Source organism: Klebsiella sp. SWET4 (genome assembly GCF_024296565.1).
GTDB lineage: Bacteria > Pseudomonadota > Gammaproteobacteria > Enterobacterales > Enterobacteriaceae > Klebsiella > Klebsiella variicola.
This window is the reverse complement of the sequence record NZ_JANCOB010000005.1, coordinates 84,576-98,013: the sequence shown is the minus strand read 5'-3', so window position 1 is coordinate 98,013 and position 13,438 is coordinate 84,576. Positions and strand designations below refer to the sequence as shown.

Here is a 13,438-nt window from a genome sequence, read left to right as displayed (position 1 = left end):
TTACTTCGCGTCACGGTGCGGACAGAGCATCATGCAGATATTGTGGTAAGGCGAAGGCCGCCGTATGGATTGCCGGATTGTAGTAACGGCAGGTCAGGTTGGCTTTGTGAAAGCGCGCCTGAATGATTTCGCTGGAGAGATGGCGCAACGCCTCGTTGTCGCTCGCCCAGGCAAAAGTCATGATCCCGCCGTAATAGGTTGGGATGGCCGCCTGGTAGAAGCTGACGTCGCGAAAATAGTGGCTCAGTTTGCGATGGCTACCGACCGCTTCGTCCTGCTGCAGGAAACAAACGCCGTTTTGGGCAACGAACACGCCCCCCGGGTTCAGGCAGCGTTTGCAGCCTTCATAAAAAGCCGAGGTGAACAGGCTTTCGCCCGGACCGATAGGGTCGGTACAGTCCGAAATGATCACGTCAAACGTTTGCGTCGTCTGGTTAACAAAATTGACGCCATCATCAATCACCAGCGTGAAGCGCGGATCGTCGTAGGCCCCGGCGCTATGGTTGGGCAGGTACTGACGGCAGAATGAGACCACCCCGGCATCGATTTCCACCATGGTGATGGTTTCGATGCTACGGTGACGAGAGACTTCGCGCAGCATCGCGCCGTCGCCGCCGCCGATGATCAGGACATGCTTCGCGTTGCCGTGGGCCAGCAGCGGCACGTGGGTCATCATTTCGTGATAGATAAACTCATCGCGTTCGGTGGTTTGCACGACGCCATCCAGCGCCATCACCCGGCCAAAGGCGCGGTTGTCGAAGATGATCAAATCCTGATGATCGGTTTTTTCGTGGTACAGCACGTTATCAACGCTAAAGTACTGACCAAAATGGTCATGCAGCGTTTCATGCCACAGTGGATTATCGGCCACGGTGAGGCTCCTCCTTCGTTAACATCTGTTACACCCGTAAAACGAGTGCAACATCATAGACAACTATAGATGAGGATGCACGGCGGTTATTGCAGCAATGCGGCAGGAATAACCGCCACCGCCCGGGGAGAGCGGTGGGGGGAGGGTTATTTCGCCGGTGCGGGTTGGCTATCTACTATCCGCACGGAATAAACCATGGTGGCGCCTGGCGGGATTTTCGGCGGTAATCCTTTACTGCCATAGGCTTTTTCGGGCGGGACGACCAGCGTCAAGGAGCCATGGTTCTGCAGGCGTTGCAGCGGGCCGCGAAACACCGGGGGATAGGCATCCAGCTTCTGGGTGAGCGCCTGATCTTTCGCTTCCATATCGTTGATCACTGTCCCGTCCGTCAGCATCTCTTTGATTACTACGGTGACCAGATCGTTACCGCTTATTTTTCCTTTGCCCGGATAATCGACGCGACTGTAGACGCCATCTTTGAAGACCACATCTTTTTTGCGCGCAAACGCCTGCTGATATTTCTTACCGGCACTGATGTTTTTCTGCTCGATTTTATTCAGGTTCTGGAAAACCTGCTGCGAGACGTCAAACAGCGCCTTGTTACGCTCCTGTTCTCCGAGACGAAGCTGGCCGCTAAAAGCATCTTCGATACCCCGCAGCACCAGCCCGGCGTCGACGGTAATTCCCTGAGTGCGACGGGTGGTGAGAACGTTAAGGGCTTCTGTTCCCATCGAGGCGCCGATCGCATAAGCCTGCTGTTCTCCGGATGCGCTGAGTTTGATGTTGGCGCTCTCGCCGCTGCGCGTTTTAGACTGTACAGAAAGCTGTGTTCTCAGCAGTTGGATTTCATCTTCTTTCATCCGTAGCTGGGCGTTGTCTTTATCCGCCTGCAGGCGGTAGGCTGCAACAACCGCCGCCATTTCCGGCGGCTCATTTTTTGGCGCTGCAGCGGTGTCAGGGCGGGTTGTTGGCGCTTTTTCCGCGGCGGCCAGCCGGGAGGTTAACGACTGCTTGTCGGCGTTTAGCGCCTTGACCTGGTCGAGAGCGGCCTGCTGCGTTTTCTCCGCGGCGTCGAGCCGGATAGTCAGCGACTGCTTATCGGTGGTCAGCGCTTTGACCTGGTCGAGGGCGGACAGCTTCTCTTTTTCCGCCGCGGCCAGTCGGCTGGCCAGCGGCTGTTTATCAGCGTTCAGTGTTTTGGCCTGGTCGAGGGCGGCCTGCTGCGCCTTCTCCGCAGCGGCGAGCCGGATAGTCAGCGACTGCTTATCGGTGGTCAGCGCTTTAACCTGCTCGAGGGCAGCCAGCTTCTCTTTTTCCACCACGGCCAGTCGGGTGGCCAGCGGCTGTTTGTCGGCGTTAAGGGCTTTGGCCTGGTCGAGGGCGGCCTGTTTCTCTTTTTCCGCAGCCATCAGCCGGGCGGTGAGTGTCTGCTTGTCTGTGTCGAGGGCGGTGAGCTGGCCGAGTGCGGTCTGCTGTGCTTTTTCCGCGGCGGCCAGCCGGGAGGTCAGCGTTTGTTTATCTGTATTCAGCGTGGTGAGGCTGGTGCTGAGCCGTTTATTTTCCGCTTCGACGCTCTGAAGCTGCGACGTTAATTGTTGGATCTGCTTAAGTGCGGCAGCCTGGCTCTGTTGCAGAGTATTATTCCGGGCAACGACTTCCTTTTTAATTAACGTCTCATTTTCCGCCGTGGCGGCGGTTAAGGCGAGCTGTAATTGCTTTATTTTATTATTTAACGCCGCTTGCTCATTCGCAATGGATGTATCCGTGGCTGGTGTGGCGGTAAGCTGTTTTTTTAATTGTTGGATAATTTTATCTTTTTGCGCAATCGTTGCCTGTTGGCTGGCGATTCTTTTTTGCAACTGTGCGTTATTGGCCGTCGTTTTTTTATTGTCCGCGTTCTGGCGAGCGTCTGACGCTTGCTTTGCTGTGGCCGCAGAGCTTTTCTCTTCTTGCGCCTGAGCTTGCTGAGTTTGCTGCTGGGCGTAATCGAGAAAAGCCGGCGTAGCACCGGCGTAGAATGAGGTTGAAAGCGCCAGCGCCGCGACGAGCATCAGCAGTGGTGCTTTAGGGGTCAGCGTGGCGGGTTTGTTCATGGCAGTTTGTTTTCACCACGCTGTACCAGGGTATCGATCAGCGTTTTCTGGATATCGGAACACAGTTTGATGGATTTAAACTGATACATGGAGTCAATGCCCAGTCGGGTGGGATCGGCCACTTTATCGCGCACATTGTTGTATTGCGATGCCGAACGCACCAGGGCATTGAACTCATTGCTGAGTTTAGTTGCCTGCTGTGGGTTCACCTCTTTAAGTGAATCCAGCGCCTTTCGGCAGGACTCAATACGCTCCTGTTCGCTGGCCGCTCGCTCCTGCTCAGCCTGCTGCTGTGATGTGAGCGGCGTGGTGATCGGTTTTACCTGCTGGCGAGAAGAGGTATTGCTACAGCCCACTAATAAAAGTGCGGCGAGCGGGATAATACGGAGAGTCGGCGAGATATTCACAATTTCAGTCCATGAAGTAGGGATATTTTCACCGGATTCTAGAAGGGTGCTTTTTATTTTGCAATATATGACTAATGATATTTTATTAGTTTTTTAGTCATTCATCATTATTAGGGGTTTAATTTATTTGGCGAATTGATAGGTTTGCAATTAAATAATGTTTGTTTATATACAATAATAAATATAGATATAAATATTTAAATGTGACAAATGAAACGGCAAAGGCGCGGAGCGTGACCGTCCGCGCCGGTCATTATTTGACGTAAGCCAACAGGCTGAGCGAATCGCGGGCCAGCGCTTTGCATTTTTTCGCCGTCGGGATGTTAATACCGCTGAGATCGCGGTAGCTATCCTCGCCAAGCGCTTTCATGTTGTAGCTGTCGTAGTTGCTCAGGTCCCACTGGTTCTGTTGGGCAAAGAAAACCAGCGCGCGTCGGATCTGTGTATTGGGCAGGTTCTGGTAGCCACAGTCGTTTTTCAGAAACACAAAAACCGCGGTTAAATCAGCCATATCTTCTGCTTCTGATTCGCTGAGCGCGTAGCTGTTGGCGGAGAGAGCAAGCAGGCTGCCGAGTACCATTGTTCTGAAAAGCGTCTTCATTTTTTCTACCATTAGATCACCGACGCTTCAAATTAGCATACTTCTTTACACAGCGCCGATCTTTATTCTTACTCTTCTGCTTGACCTTCCCGTTACGGTAGGGTTTAAGCTCAAATATTCGCCCGCAGAATAAAAAGGATGTGAATATGCAACGTCGAGACTTCCTCAAACTGACCGCCGCGGTTAGCGTGGCCAGCGCATTACCGCTGTGGAGCCGTGCGGTTTTTGCGGCCAGTCGCCCGGCTCTGCCGATACCGACGCTGTTAACGGCCGATGCGCGCAACCGTATCGCCCTGACGATCCAGGCGGGCAAAACACAGTTTGGCGCTCTGCACGCCACCACCTGGGGCTATAACGGTTCACTGCTGGGTCCTGCGCTACAGTTGACGCAGGGGAAGACCATTACGGTTGACATTACCAACCAGCTGGCGGAAGAGACCACGCTGCACTGGCATGGCCTGGAGGTCCCGGGCGAGGTCGACGGCGGACCGCAGGGGGTTATCGCCCCGGGCGCCACCCGTACGGTGAGCTTCACGCCGACGCAGCGGGCGGCCACCTGCTGGTTTCATCCGCATCAACATGGGACCACCGGCCGGCAGGTGGCGATGGGGCTGGCCGGCCTGGTGCTGATCGAGGATGAAGAGAGCGGACGCCTGCTGCTGCCTAAGCAATGGGGAATCGATGATGTGCCGGTGATTGTCCAGGACAAGAAGTTCACCGCCGCCGGCGAGATCGACTACCAGCTGGATGTGATGAGCGCCGCTGTCGGCTGGTTTGGCGATACGCTGCTGACCAATGGCGCTCTCTATCCCGAACATGCCGCCCCGCGCGGCTGGCTCCGTCTGCGCTTGCTAAACGGCTGTAATGCCCGTTCCCTCAATTTTGCCACCAGCGATAAGCGTCCGCTGTACGTGGTGGCCAGTGACGGCGGTCTGTTGGCCGAGCCGGTGAAGGTCGATGAATTGCCGGTGTTGATGGGGGAACGCTTTGAGGTGCTGGTGGACACCAGCGACGGTAAACCTTTCGATCTGGTGACCCTGCCGGTGAGCCAGATGGGCATGGCCATTGCGCCTTTTGATAAACCACAGCCGGTGCTGCGCGTTCAGCCGCTGGTCATTCCCGCCTCCGGCAAACTGCTGGATACGCTGGCCACGCTGCCGGCGCTACCGTCCCTGACGGGGCTGACGCAGCGTCAGCTCCAGCTGTCGATGGATCCGATGCTCGACAGGATGGGCATGCAGGCGCTGATGGAGAAGTATGGCGACCAGGCGATGGCGGGAATGGACCACGGCATGATGGGGCATGGCGGCATGGGCGACATGAGCAATATGCACCATGGCGACATGAGCAATATGAGCAATATGAGCAATATGAGCAATATGAACCACGAGGCTGGTCGGGATCATGGCATGTCGTCAGGCAAGGGGTTTGATTTCCATAACGCCAACCGCATCAACGGCAAAGCCTTCGACATGAATGTGCCGATGTTTGCCGCGGCCAGAGGCCAGTATGAGCGCTGGGTGATATCGGGTAAGGGCGACATGATGCTGCATCCGTTCCATATCCACGGCACCCAGTTCCGTATCCTCAGCGAGAACGGCAAGCCGCCAGCCGCGCACCGCAGCGGCTGGAAAGATACCGTCCGCGTGGAAGGTGACGTCAGTGAAGTGTTGGTGAAGTTTGATCATCCGGCGCCGAAGGAGTTTGCCTATATGGCCCACTGCCACCTGCTGGAGCATGAAGACACCGGGATGATGTTGGGATTCACGGTTTAGGGCTCGGCGGCCTGCTGCCATCTTCCATGGGGAGAAGGGATAAACACAAAAAAAACGGCAACTTTCGTTGCCGTTTTGCGTTTTATTTGGCGTCATCCGGGAGCGCATAGGCGACGATGTAATCGCCCATTTTGGTACCGAACGAGCCGTGACCGCCGGCAGAGATGACAACATACTGTTTGCCATTCACTTCGTAGGTCATTGGGGTGGCCTGACCGCCGGCTGGCAGACGGGCTTCCCACAGCTTCTCGCCGTTGCTCATATTGTACGCGCGCAGGTAGTTATCTGCGGTCGCGCCGATGAACAGGACGTTACCGGCCGTGGAGATCGGACCGCCAAGCATCGGCATCCCCATGGTGAACGGCAGCTTAACCGGCATCGGGAACGGCAGGCTGTCCTGCGGCGTACCGATACGTTTTTTCCATACCACTTCGTTGGTTTTCAGATCCAGCGCGGAGATATAGCCCCAGGCCGGTTGTTTGCACGGCAGACCGAACGGCGACAGGAACGGATTCAGGGTGACGCCGTACGGGACACCGTACTGTGGCTGCACGCCGGACTCGGTGCCAGAGCCTTTCGCATCTTTCGGCGGCTCCATCGGGTTGCCCGGGCCGCGTGGGATCAGTTTAGAGACGAACGGCAGCGCCATCGGGTTGGCAATAGCCACCTGACGGTTCGGATCGACGGAGATACCGCCCCATTCAAACATCCCCAGGTTACCCGGGAAGACGAGAGTGCCCTGCTCAGATGGCGGGGTGAAGATACCTTCATAGCGCATCTGGTGGAAGATCACGCGACACACCAGCTGGTCGAACATAGTCGCGCCCCACATGTCCGCCCCGGTCAGATCTTTCTTCGGACGGAAGCTCAGATCGGAGAACGGCTGGGTTTTGGCGACGTAATCCCCTTTGGCAGCGCCCTGCGGAACCGGTTTTTCCGGGGCCGGGACCACCAGCTCGCCATTACGGCGATCCAGTACGAAGATGTTGCCGGTTTTCGCCGGGGCATAGACGACCGGTACGGTTTTACCATTAACCTCAATGTCAGCCAGCGTCGGCTGGGAGGGCATATCCATATCCCACAGATCGTGGTGGACAGTCTGGTAGCTCCAGGCCAGCTTACCGGTGGTGGCGTTCAGCGCCACAATCGAGCTGGCGTAACGCTCTTGCTCCGGCGTGCGGTTGCCGCCCCAGATATCCGGGGTGGTCACGCCCATCGGCAGATAGACCAGATCCAGCTTAGCGTCGTAGGCGGCAGGCGCCCAGGAGTTCGGTGAGTTGAGCGTGAAGTGATGTTCATCGCTCGGGATGGCGTTCGGATCTTTCGCACCCGGATCGAAGGCCCACAAGAGTTTACCGGTATTCACATCAAAGCCGCGGATGACGCCAGACGGCTCGCGGGTTGAGAAGTTATCGGTGACCGCGCCGGCAATCACGATGGTTTTATCGGTGATAATCGGCGGAGAAGTGGGTTCATACATACCCGGCGTGGTGACCGGCATGTTGGTCTGCAGGTTGAGAATACCTTTATTGGCAAAGGTTTCGCACAGCTTACCGTTGTCGGCGTTCACCGCGAACAGGCGGCCATCGTTCACCGGCAGGATAATACGGCGCGGACAGTCGGCGACGACGTCGGCAGGCGCGTTATCCGCTTTGGCTTCGTGATAAGAGACGCCGCGGCAGGTGACGTGCTGGAACGACGGATCGGCGTTCAGCTGCGGGTCAAAATGCCACTTCTCTTTACCGGTGGCCGCGTCCAGCGCGAACAGACGCTGGTGGGCGGTACACAGGAAGAGCGTGTCGCCGACTTTAATCGGCGTCACTTCGTTGGTGATTTCACCCGGGTCGTTCGGTTGCTTCAGGTCGCCGGTGCGGAATACCCAGGCTTCCTTCAGGTTCTTCACGTTGTCGGCGTTAATCTGCTTCAGCGGAGAGAAGCGCTGGCCTTCCTGGTTGCGGCCATAGGCCGGCCAGTCGCCGTCGGCAACGTTGGAGATCGGCGCGGCCGGGGTGGCGTCGGCGCTCAGGGTGCCGTTGACTTCCTGCGGGTCGTTAAAACCAGCCCAGGTCAGCATGCCGCCGCTGATCAGTAGGGCGACGACCAGCGCGCCAACGGCGCCAGCGGAAGGCACCGGCAGACGACGCCAGACAAAGGGCAGGATCAGCCAGATGCCAAAGAAGACGAGGATATCGCTACGCGGCGTCAGCGCCCAGAAGTCGAAGCCGACTTCCCAGACGCCCCAGATCATGGTCGCCAGCAGCAGCGCAGCGTACAGCCACAGCGCAGCGCGTTTGCCGCGCAGCAGCATCACGGTCACGCCCAGCATCACCAGACCGGCGATAGGGTAGTACCAGGAGCCGCCAAGCACGACCAGCCATGCTCCGCCGATTAAAAGATAGAGGCCGCAGAACGCTGCAAATAGCGCAGTCAGCGTCACCAGGAGCCTTGATTGTTGAGACTTTGTTTCAGCCATAGAAAGTTACTCATGTGTTTGTTAATTTTTTAACTGCAATTAATTATAGGTTTTAACAAGTGTGATCGGAATCACAAATATGGCTTTATTAATCCCTGCACCGAAGATTTCTTTTTGCTGGTATACTGGATGGCTTGCCGGTCATCGTCGGGGCGAAAGCAGCGGCTTTGATGATTTATATTTAGAATCAAATGGTTAGTCTTATGAAACATACTGTAGAAGTGATGATCCCGGAAACCGAGATCAAAGCGCGCATCGCGGAACTGGGTCGTCAAATCAACGAACACTACCAGGACAGCGGCAGCGAAATGGTGCTGGTGGGGCTGCTTCGTGGCTCATTTATGTTCATGGCCGACCTGTGCCGTGAAGTGCAGGTGCCGCATGAAGTCGATTTTATGACCGCCTCCAGCTACGGCAGCGGCATGTCCACCACCCGTGATGTGAAAATCCTCAAAGATCTGGATGAAGACATCCGTGGTAAAGACGTACTGATCGTGGAAGACATCATCGACTCCGGCAATACCCTGTCTAAAGTGCGTGAGATCCTCAGCCTGCGCGAGCCGAAATCGCTGGCCATTTGTACGCTGCTGGATAAACCAAGCCGTCGTGAAGTCAACGTCCCGGTTGAGTTTGTCGGTTTCGCCATTCCGGACGAGTTCGTGGTGGGCTACGGTATTGACTACGCCCAGCGCTACCGTCATCTGCCGTATATTGGCAAAGTCACCCTGCTGGACGAGTAAGAGATATCCCACTCTGGACAGCGCGCGCCGCGCTCTCCAGGGTGGCTAAGCCTGAAGGCTATTTGTGGTTGATATGCTTGATCTTGAGGTTGGAGATCCCGTGGCGATAGCGCTGTTCGAGGGTTTCCCGGCTCACGGCGGTGACATCCAGATCGCGCAGCAGCCCGTCGTGAATGCCATATGCCCAGCCGTGGATGGTGACCTTCTGTCCGCGCTTCCACGCCGATTGCATAATCGTCGAATGTCCCAGGTTGTACACCTGCTCCATCACGTTGAGTTCGCAAAGGGTATCCAGACGGCGCTCCTCCGGCATTTCACCCAGCAGTGAGCTGTGCTTGAACCAGATATCGCGGATATGCAGGAGCCAGTTGTCGATAAGCCCCAGCTCCGGGTTTTCCACCGCCGCCTGCACGCCGCCGCAGCCGTAGTGGCCGCAAATAATAATGTGCTCGACTTCGAGGACATCGACGGCATACTGCACCACCGACAGGCAGTTCAGGTCGGTGTGGATCACCAGGTTAGCGACGTTACGATGGACAAACAGTTCGCCAGGTTCCAGGCCGGTAAGTCGCTCAGCGGGAACGCGGCTGTCAGAGCAGCCAATCCAAAGGAAGCGCGGTTTCTGCGTCTGCGACAGTTTCTCAAAAAAGCCGGGGTCCTCTTCCACCAGCATTTTTGACCATAGTGCATTATTGCTGATGAGTGTATCTATATCATTCATGGACGTTATCGGCCTGTAACCAAGTAAGTGCGTTGCGCTAATATAGGGTAAGCTCACCTTTTTTAAAACCATCTTAACCCGTGATACGTCAGGCTACCGATGCGTTGGCGGCGCCAGCGCCAGTAGAACGCAAACGTGAGTCAGGCGGGTTAATGACGTGTCACGACACGAGAAGAGATATTTAATGACCATTGCTCTGGAATTAAAACAGCTCAAAAAAACCTACCCCGGCGGGGTTCAGGCGCTGCGGGGAATCGACCTGCAGGTTGAAGCAGGCGATTTCTATGCCCTGCTGGGGCCGAACGGGGCCGGAAAATCCACGACTATCGGCATCATCAGTTCGCTGGTGAATAAAACCTCCGGTCAGGTCAATGTCTTTGGCTACGATCTGGAAAAAGACGTCGTCAACGCCAAGCGCCAGCTTGGCCTGGTGCCGCAGGAGTTTAACTTCAATCCGTTCGAGACCGTGCAGCAGATTGTCGTTAACCAGGCGGGCTACTACGGCGTGGAACGCAAAGAAGCTGTCGCCCGCAGCGAAAAATACCTAAAACAGCTCGATCTGTGGGAAAAACGCAACGAACGCGCGCGGATGCTCTCCGGCGGGATGAAGCGTCGCCTGATGATCGCCCGCGCGCTAATGCATGAGCCGAAGCTGCTGATCCTCGACGAACCGACCGCTGGCGTCGATATTGAACTGCGTCGCTCAATGTGGGGCTTTCTTAAGGATCTGAACGATCGCGGAACCACCATTATCCTGACCACCCACTATCTCGAAGAGGCCGAAATGCTATGCCGCAACATCGGCATCATCCAGCACGGCGCGCTGGTGGAAAACACCTCGATGAAAGCGCTGCTGTCGAAGCTGAAGTCAGAGACCTTTATTCTCGACCTCGCGCCAAAAAGCCCGGTACCGAAGCTCGAAGGCTACCAGTATCAACTGGTCGATACCTCGACGCTGGAAGTCGAGGTTCTGCGCGAGCAGGGGATTAACAGCGTCTTTGCCCAACTGAGCGCCCAGGGGGTGCAGGTACTGAGTATGCGTAACAAAGCTAACCGTCTGGAAGAGCTGTTTGTCACGCTGGTGCATGAGCGAAAAGGAGAGTCAGCATGATGCAGCTTTATTGGGTCGCGCTGAAAAGCATCTGGACCAAAGAGATCCACCGTTTTATGCGCATCTGGATCCAGACGCTGGTGCCGCCGGTGATCACCATGACCCTGTACTTCGTGATTTTCGGCAACCTGATCGGGTCGCGCATCGGCGAGATGCACGGCTTTACCTATATGCAGTTTATCGTGCCGGGCCTGATCATGATGGCGGTGATCACCAACGCTTATGCCAATGTCGCCTCGTCGTTCTTCAGCGCCAAGTTTCAGCGCAATATTGAAGAGCTGCTGGTGGCGCCGGTGCCGACGCATGTGATCATCGCTGGCTACGTTGGCGGCGGCGTGGCGCGCGGACTGTGCGTGGGGATCCTGGTGACGGCGGTATCACTGTTCTTTGTGCCGTTCCAGGTTCACTCCTGGCTGTTTGTCGCCCTGACGCTGATCCTCACCGCGGTGCTGTTCTCGCTGGCGGGCCTGTTGAACGCGGTGTTTGCCAAGACCTTTGACGACATTAGCCTGATCCCGACCTTTGTGCTGACGCCGCTGACCTACCTCGGCGGGGTGTTCTACTCGCTGACCCTGCTGCCGCCGTTCTGGCAGGGGCTGTCGCATCTGAATCCCATCGTCTACATGATCAGCGGTTTCCGCTTCGGCTTCCTGGGTATCAACGATGTGCCGCTGGTGACCACCTTTGCGGTGCTGGTGGTCTTCATCGTCGCCTTCTATCTGCTTTGCTGGTCGTTAATCCAGCGCGGCCGCGGCCTGCGCAGCTGATGTTCATCACGGTTAGCGCTTCCTGATGCCAATACGCGAAGCGCTAACCGCTTATCTTTGACCGCCATCACCGATACGCCATCCTCCCCTTGCTACATTGTTGGCTGGCTAAGGAGGGAAGCATGCTTGGTTGGGTCATTACCTGCCACGATGAGCTGGCGCAGGAGATGCTGGATCGTCTTGAACGAAAATTTGGTCCGCTGGCCCAGTGCCGGGCGGTCAATTACTGGCGCAATCTCAGCAGTAATATGTTGAGCCGGATGATGTGCGATGCGCTGCATGCCACCGACTCCGGGGACGGAGTCATTTTCCTGACCGACAGAACCGGCGCGGCGCCTTATCGGGCCGCGGCGCTGATGAGCCACAAACATACCCACTGCGAAGTGATCTCCGGCGTCAGCTATTCATTACTTGAGCGAATGTATCTGCTGCGGAACACGTTAAGCAGCGAGGCGTTTCGCCAGGCTATCGTCAGCGCGGGCGGGCCAATGGTGAGCAGCTTGTGGCATCAGCAGCAGAAGAACCCCCCGTTCCGCTTGCGTCATGATACCTTCGGAAATTAAGCAGCGTGACAGATGCCGCTTTTGTTACAATAGCTGCCGTTGATGGTTTACCGGTTCGATGCGCATGCTTGCCCGATTTTTTACGCTGCTTCTTTTACTGACCTCGCTCAGCGCTTCCGCCAGTCTGCTTAGCCAGCAGGGCAAGCCTGTGCGCTATATGCAGACCACCGAAGACGCGGTCATCTGGGCGCAGGTGGGGAATCATGTGGTCAGCGTCGGCAATGTGCGTGCCGGGCAGATCCTCGCGGTCGTCCCGACGGCGGCTGACTATTATGAATTTCGCTTCGGCTTCGGCACCGGGTTTATTGATAAAGGCCACCTCGAGCCGGTACAGGGTAAGCAGCGCGTGGAGGACCGACTGGGGGATCTCAATAAACCGTTGAGTAACCAGAATTTGCTCACCTGGAAAGATACGCCGCTCTACAACACACCCGCCGTGAGCAGCGTGCCGTTTGGTACGCTGGCCACTAACCTGCGCTATCCGATCCTCAGCAAGCTAAAAGACCGGCTCAATCAGACCTGGTTTCAGATCCGCATTGGCGACCGGCTGGCGTGGGTCAGCAGTCTGGATGCGCAGGAAGATAATGGTATTCCCGTGCTGACCTATCATCACATTCTGCGCGACGAAGAGAACACCCGTTTCCGCCATACCTCGACCACCACCTCGGTACGCGCCTTCAACAACCAGATGACCTGGCTGCGCGATCAGGGCTATACCACGCTGACCCTGTATCAGCTGGAAGGCTATGTGCGTAATAAAATCAACCTTCCGGCGCGGGCAGTGGTCATCACATTCGATGACGGCCTGAAATCGGTAAACCGTTACGCCTATCCGGTACTAAAGCAGTACGGTTTTCATGCCACCGCGTTTATTATCTCCTCGCGTATTAAGCGCCATCCGCAGAAATGGGATCCGAAATCGCTGCAGTTCATGAGTATTTCTGAGCTCCGGCAGATCCAGGATGTTTTTGATATTCAGTCGCATACCCACTTCCTGCATCGGGTTGACGCCGGCCGCCGGCCGATTTTATTCAGCCGCAATTACCATAATATTCTGTTTGATTTCGCCCGCTCGCGCCGGGCGCTCAGCCAGTTTAATCCGCATGTTCTCTACCTTTCCTATCCCTTCGGCGGCTATAACGCCACGGCGGTGCAGGCGGCGAATGACGCCGGGTTTCATATGGCGGTGACGACGGTGCGTGGGAAGGTGAAGCCGGGGGACAATCCGTTTCTGCTAAAGCGGTTATATATCTTACGCACGGATTCGCTGGAGACGATGTCGCGGCTGATCAGTAACCAGCCGCAGGGGTAAACTT

Annotated in this window: 13 protein-coding genes; 7 read left to right on the top strand and 6 right to left on the bottom strand. The window is 56.3% G+C overall.

Going from position 1 to position 13,438, the window contains the following annotated elements; translation table 11 throughout:
* Nucleotides 1-10 precede the first annotated feature (10 nt).
* The 4 genes from speE to NKJ21_RS13660 form a co-directional block, all read right to left on the bottom strand.
* On the bottom strand, nucleotides 11-871 hold the full coding sequence (gene speE / locus NKJ21_RS13675; RefSeq protein ID WP_008807405.1) for a polyamine aminopropyltransferase: 861 nt from the start codon (nucleotides 869-871) through the stop codon (nucleotides 11-13).
* Between the two features lie 146 nt (nucleotides 872-1,017).
* Nucleotides 1,018-2,280: an FKBP-type peptidyl-prolyl cis-trans isomerase gene (locus tag NKJ21_RS13670; protein WP_109956542.1), complete on the bottom strand. Its 1,263-nt coding sequence runs from the start codon at nucleotides 2,278-2,280 to the stop codon at nucleotides 1,018-1,020.
* A 680-nt stretch (nucleotides 2,281-2,960) separates the two neighbouring features.
* Nucleotides 2,961-3,371, bottom strand: coding sequence for a hypothetical protein (locus NKJ21_RS13665; protein WP_008807403.1), 411 nt, complete (start codon nucleotides 3,369-3,371; stop codon nucleotides 2,961-2,963).
* A 253-nt stretch (nucleotides 3,372-3,624) separates the two neighbouring features.
* Complete coding sequence (locus NKJ21_RS13660; RefSeq protein ID WP_002888808.1) at nucleotides 3,625-3,972, bottom strand: YacC family pilotin-like protein; 348 nt, start codon at nucleotides 3,970-3,972, stop codon at nucleotides 3,625-3,627.
* A 146-nt stretch (nucleotides 3,973-4,118) separates the two neighbouring features.
* On the opposite strand from NKJ21_RS13660, the gene cueO reads away from it, so the two are divergent.
* Nucleotides 4,119-5,747 carry a multicopper oxidase CueO gene (cueO, locus tag NKJ21_RS13655; protein ID WP_032732522.1) on the top strand — a complete coding sequence of 543 codons (1,629 nt, stop codon included), beginning with the start codon at nucleotides 4,119-4,121 and terminating at the stop codon, nucleotides 5,745-5,747.
* Between the two features lie 82 nt (nucleotides 5,748-5,829).
* On the opposite strand, the gene NKJ21_RS13650 is transcribed toward cueO, so the two are convergent.
* On the bottom strand, nucleotides 5,830-8,220 hold the full coding sequence (locus NKJ21_RS13650) for a glucose/quinate/shikimate family membrane-bound PQQ-dependent dehydrogenase (protein ID WP_008807401.1): 2,391 nt from the start codon (nucleotides 8,218-8,220) through the stop codon (nucleotides 5,830-5,832).
* A gap of 79 nt (nucleotides 8,221-8,299) precedes the next feature.
* Here NKJ21_RS13650 and NKJ21_RS13645 point away from each other — a divergent pair, with 79 nt between their 5' ends.
* Both NKJ21_RS13645 and hpt read left to right on the top strand, forming a co-directional pair.
* Entirely contained in the window at nucleotides 8,300-8,419 is a 120-nt protein-coding gene (locus NKJ21_RS13645; protein WP_012542835.1) for a hypothetical protein, read from the top strand.
* Between the two features lie 4 nt (nucleotides 8,420-8,423).
* Nucleotides 8,424-8,960, top strand: coding sequence for a hypoxanthine phosphoribosyltransferase (hpt, locus tag NKJ21_RS13640; RefSeq protein WP_023322073.1), 537 nt, complete (start codon nucleotides 8,424-8,426; stop codon nucleotides 8,958-8,960).
* Nucleotides 8,961-9,018: 58 nt separating this feature from the next.
* On the opposite strand, the gene can is transcribed toward hpt, so the two are convergent.
* Nucleotides 9,019-9,681, bottom strand: coding sequence for a carbonate dehydratase (gene can / locus NKJ21_RS13635; RefSeq protein WP_004204385.1), 663 nt, complete (start codon nucleotides 9,679-9,681; stop codon nucleotides 9,019-9,021).
* 184 nt (nucleotides 9,682-9,865) lie between these two features.
* On the opposite strand from can, the gene NKJ21_RS13630 reads away from it, so the two are divergent.
* The 4 genes from NKJ21_RS13630 to NKJ21_RS13615 all read left to right on the top strand — a co-directional run bounded on the left by NKJ21_RS13630 (nucleotide 9,866) and on the right by NKJ21_RS13615 (nucleotide 13,434).
* The gene (locus NKJ21_RS13630) at nucleotides 9,866-10,792 is read left to right on the top strand and encodes an ABC transporter ATP-binding protein (protein ID WP_008807399.1); all 927 of its coding nucleotides are present in this window, start codon (nucleotides 9,866-9,868) and stop codon (nucleotides 10,790-10,792) included.
* Nucleotides 10,789-11,559 (top strand): ABC transporter permease, encoded by a 771-nt coding sequence (locus tag NKJ21_RS13625; protein ID WP_008807398.1) that lies wholly within the window; start codon nucleotides 10,789-10,791, stop codon nucleotides 11,557-11,559. The genes NKJ21_RS13630 and NKJ21_RS13625 overlap by 4 nt, the downstream gene beginning before the upstream one ends.
* Before the next feature lie 122 nt (nucleotides 11,560-11,681).
* On the top strand, nucleotides 11,682-12,122 hold the full coding sequence (locus tag NKJ21_RS13620; protein ID WP_008807397.1) for a PTS sugar transporter subunit IIA: 441 nt from the start codon (nucleotides 11,682-11,684) through the stop codon (nucleotides 12,120-12,122).
* A 58-nt stretch (nucleotides 12,123-12,180) separates the two neighbouring features.
* Nucleotides 12,181-13,434 (top strand): polysaccharide deacetylase family protein, encoded by a 1,254-nt coding sequence (locus NKJ21_RS13615; RefSeq protein WP_023297072.1) that lies wholly within the window; start codon nucleotides 12,181-12,183, stop codon nucleotides 13,432-13,434.
* The last annotated feature ends 4 nt before the right edge of the window (nucleotides 13,435-13,438 follow it).

Coding starts and splice junctions, on each gene's coding strand:
- NKJ21_RS13645 (WP_012542835.1), top strand. CDS start 8,300: ATGGCTTTATTAATCCCTGCACCGAAGATTTCTTTTTGCTGGTATACT.
- NKJ21_RS13650 (WP_008807401.1), bottom strand. CDS start 8,220: ATGGCTGAAACAAAGTCTCAACAATCAAGGCTCCTGGTGACGCTGACT.
- NKJ21_RS13625 (WP_008807398.1), top strand. CDS start 10,789: ATGATGCAGCTTTATTGGGTCGCGCTGAAAAGCATCTGGACCAAAGAG.
- can (WP_004204385.1), bottom strand. CDS start 9,681: ATGAATGATATAGATACACTCATCAGCAATAATGCACTATGGTCAAAA.
- NKJ21_RS13620 (WP_008807397.1), top strand. CDS start 11,682: ATGCTTGGTTGGGTCATTACCTGCCACGATGAGCTGGCGCAGGAGATG.
- cueO (WP_032732522.1), top strand. CDS start 4,119: ATGCAACGTCGAGACTTCCTCAAACTGACCGCCGCGGTTAGCGTGGCC.
- NKJ21_RS13630 (WP_008807399.1), top strand. CDS start 9,866: ATGACCATTGCTCTGGAATTAAAACAGCTCAAAAAAACCTACCCCGGC.
- hpt (WP_023322073.1), top strand. CDS start 8,424: ATGAAACATACTGTAGAAGTGATGATCCCGGAAACCGAGATCAAAGCG.
- NKJ21_RS13660 (WP_002888808.1), bottom strand. CDS start 3,972: ATGAAGACGCTTTTCAGAACAATGGTACTCGGCAGCCTGCTTGCTCTC.
- NKJ21_RS13615 (WP_023297072.1), top strand. CDS start 12,181: ATGCGCATGCTTGCCCGATTTTTTACGCTGCTTCTTTTACTGACCTCG.
- NKJ21_RS13670 (WP_109956542.1), bottom strand. CDS start 2,280: ATGGCTGCGGAAAAAGAGAAACAGGCCGCCCTCGACCAGGCCAAAGCC.